This is a genomic window from Haloferax sp. s1 (assembly GCF_058382125.1).
In genome coordinates this window covers 1-3,745 of the sequence record NZ_JBZRPK010000371.1, presented here as the reverse complement: position 1 = coordinate 3,745, position 3,745 = coordinate 1, and the positions used below count along the sequence as shown (strand labels likewise).

The following is a 3,745-nucleotide window of genomic DNA, read 5'->3' as shown; positions in this document are numbered from 1 at the left end:
GAAGGGACGCTCTGCTGGTGGCTCGACTGGTTTTCGGAGTTTGCGGGGGCGTTAAAGCGCGCCCGCGGGAAGGGAGAAGGGGGCCACTACGCCGCCGCTGGCAAGGTCGACCGGAAATGGGTCCTGGAGCGTTCGTATGGCTACGTCAAGACGGAAAAACGCGAGATTGAGCAGCAGACCGAACACAGCTTCGACGCCTCGGAGGGTGTGACCGCCGAGTTCGTCACCTTCTCGCCGGACGATGTCGACGAGTAGCCAACAGCCGGACGTCCTCACGCCAGCGCCGCAGTACAAGGTCCACGAAAAACAGCGCGAGTTACTCGAGTCGGACGCTCGGTTCCGAGTCGCGAAGTGGGGTCGGCGTGGGGGCAAGAACATCGTCTCGGCTATCGACAACGTCGAGCGCGGACGCGATCCCAGCGCAAGTCAATGGGGGAGCGACGACCCACGGAATACGATCATCTGGTTTGTCGGACCATCGTACGACCAAGCCTACCGGTACGGCTACCAGAAACTCAAGTCCGCGATACCAGACTCGTGGATTGAGAGCAAGTCCGAATCAGAACCGTACGAGATCACGCTCATCAACGGCGTCAACTACCAGTTCCGAACGTTTGCATATCCAGAGACGCTCCAGGGTGCCGGCGTCGACCACATCATCGTCGACGAGGCGGACTATATGCCGGACAATCTCTGGTACAACGACCTCGAGCCGATGCTCATGGACACGATGGGATCGGCGCTCTTGATCTCGAAACCCGTCCGGCCGCGGTCGTATTTCCAGCGCTACTACGACCTCGGACAGTCCTCCGACCACCCGCAGTACTTCTCGTCGCGCGCGACATCGGCTGACAATCCGTTCATCGCCGAAGATCCGATGGACAAGAAGGGAACAGTCCCCGACCACGTGTTTCAACAGGAGTATCTGGCCCAACTCCCCGACGATGGCGGGCAGGTCTTCAAGAAACTCGATGAACGGCTGTTCACCGCGAGCTACCAACTCGTCGGCGACGTCATCGAGGGCATCGGCGAGGCAAAGCGCGACCCAAGCGAGTGCACGCCACCGTTTGCTGCCGGCGTCGACTTCGCACGCCACCGCGACTACCGCGTGACGACCGTCCTAGACGCGGCTGGTGAGTTGGCGTACTACTCCCGTGGGCAAAACGAGAGCTGGGATACTATCGAGGCGGACATCAAGGCGGTCCACGCAACGTATCCTGGAATCGTCGTCCCCGACGCCTCCCGGGACAACAAGATCATCCCCGACCTCGCCCAGGCCGGCGTCCGACTCGAGCCGACGAAGTTCTCGAAGCAGACAAAGAAGTCGCTCATCGAGGACCTCGTCACGCGCGTCGAGACTGAGGAGTTGACTGCCCCGAGTGTCCCGGAACTCGATCAACTGCGCCTCGAACTGCGACAACTCGAGAAGGACGTCACCCAGGGTGGCTACACGCGCTACCACGCACCCGAAACGGGCCACGACGACTGCGTCGACTCGCTCGCCTTGGCGGCGTCGGCACTCGACCGTATCCAAGAGGCGGCCCGTCGACGCCAGGCACGCGCCGGAGACGAGCCGGACACGGGCGTTTCCTACCTCTAATCATGTACTCAACACGCGAGACCTGCCGCTCTTGCGGCGCTGACCTGCGTACTGATCGTGAACAAGCCCGTGGCGTCTGCGACGGCTGTCCACGCGTGAGGGTTGAGAAATGAGTGACACTGACGGCGAGTCGACACAGAAGATCGACCTCAACGTCACGACGTTCGGCGGCCTCGAGAAGGCAGAAGATACGACGCAACTTGACGAGCGCCGCATCGCGACGGACCTCGGCCGTGGTATCCAGTCGCCGTACAACCCCGACCGGCTTGCCGCCTACTACGAACTCAACGAGACACACTCAGCGTCGATCCGCAAGAAGGCACGCTATGAGGTCGGTCATGGGTTTAATCTCGTTCCGCATCGAAGCGTCCCCGACGCCGAGAGCGCGTCCGACGACCAGCGCAAACGCGTCGTCGACTTCTGGCACGGGACTGAGTCGTCGTGGATGGTCGGTCCCAACGGAACGGCCGCCACCACGCCCGAGGAGGTCCTTGAGCAGGCTCGGATTGACTACCACGGGATTGGGTGGTGCGCCATCGAGATTCTCACCAGCAACGATGGTACGCCAACGGGCCTTGCTCACGTCCCCGCCCGGACTGTCCGCGTACGAAAAAAGGACACAGACGGTGACGAGGTCGTGAAAGGTCACGGCTACGTGCAGATCCGACAGGGCCGACGTCGCTACTTCGGTGAAGCGGGCGACCGCTACGGCGATAACCCAACGTTCGTCGACCGGGAAACCGGTGAGACTGCAGACGATGCGCGAGACCTTCCGAACGGCCCCGCGAATGAACTCATCTGGGTGCAGAACCCGAGTCCGCTCGCGCTCTACTACGGGGTTCCTGACTGGGTCGCGGCGACGCGAACCATCGCGGCCGACGAGGCGGCGAAGGACTACAACCACGACTTCTTCAACCACGACGCGATCCCACGCTACGCCATCAAGGTTACTGGCGGTGAGCTCTCTGAACAGTCGAAACAGGAGCTCAGAGAGATGTTCAACAACCTGCAGGGGTCGCCACATCGGACGGTCCTCCTGGAGCTCAAAAAGTTCGGTCAGAACATCGACGACGACGTCGACATCGAACTCGAGCCACTGTCGGCGTCGCGGACCGAGGACATGGACTTCCAGAACTTCCGCAAGCGCAACGAGCACGAAATCGCAAAAGTCCACGAGGTCCCACCCGTCCTCCTGAACCGGACGGAGACGTCGAACCGTTCGAACTCCAAGGAACAAGTCCAAGAGTTCGCCCTCAGCGTCATCGCCCCCGAGCAACAGAAATTCGCCGCCCGACTCTACCAGGTGATCCACCAGCAGGGGCTCGACGCCCCTGATTGGACCATCGAGTTCGAACTTCGAGGGGCGGAGCAACCGAAGGAAGACGCCGATGTCGCCCGTACGCTCATCGCTGCAGGGCAGGGTTCGCACACTATCGACGAGGCGCGTGCCGAAGTCGGGCTCGACCCGCTTCCAGACGACCATCCGGTCGACGGCGACACGTTGCTGGCGGATCTCGGTGGGTCCGATCCACTGCAGCAGGCCGCCGATCCGGAGCGCCCCGACTACCTCCCTCCCGAAGAGAACCGTGTCGGTGAGCGGACGTCCGTCACGGCGAAAGCGCCTCTTGAGACGAAGCAGTTCGACAGCAGCAACCTCGAAGACGGCCTCTACGACGCCGGTGAGGAGGAACTCTACATCTCGTTCAAGCGCGACGAGGGGCAGAACTCGGTGTACGTCTATTTGGACGTCCCCGAAGAGGAATGGGAGGGACTGCAGGCGGCCGCGTCGTCGGGATCGTACCACTACGATAACATCCGCCTCGAGTACGAGTACGAAGAGATCACGAACAACCACGAGCGGCTGACTGACCAGTAGCTCTGCAGAACCGATGATGGTACGCCCTCGCCGGGGCCTCTGCCTGAGTGCTGTACCGGCGTTCTCACAGGATTACGATGACTGACACAGTAGCGCGTCGCTTCGAGAAGACAGTCGCCATCAAGGAGATAGACACGGAGGCCCTCACCGCGACCGGTGCGGTGTTGGTCCCGTGGGAGAACGGCCACCAACGCGCCTCCTTCCGCCCGGAAGCCGGCGCGTCGATGTTCCACCCCCACGTCGCCGTTGGGGTGACGCCGGCCGCGTTC

The 3,745-nt window shown here is 62.1% G+C and carries 3 protein-coding genes and 1 pseudogene; all 4 read left to right on the top strand.

The window, feature by feature from the left end; all coding sequences use genetic code 11:
* The coding region (locus QT222_RS04640) for a hypothetical protein (protein ID WP_491476451.1) at window positions 1-255 on the top strand (255 nt) is incomplete at its 5' end.
* Window positions 242-1,600, top strand: a complete 1,359-nt coding sequence (locus tag QT222_RS04635) for a hypothetical protein (protein WP_491476450.1) — start codon at window positions 242-244, stop codon at window positions 1,598-1,600. The genes QT222_RS04640 and QT222_RS04635, both read left to right, overlap by 14 nt.
* 109 nt (window positions 1,601-1,709) lie before the next feature.
* Complete coding sequence (locus tag QT222_RS04630) at window positions 1,710-3,476, top strand: phage portal protein (protein WP_491476449.1); 1,767 nt, start codon at window positions 1,710-1,712, stop codon at window positions 3,474-3,476.
* Window positions 3,477-3,553: 77 nt separating this feature from the next.
* Window positions 3,554-3,745 (top strand): annotated as a pseudogene (locus QT222_RS04625) (XkdF-like putative serine protease domain-containing protein); the annotation flags it as partial.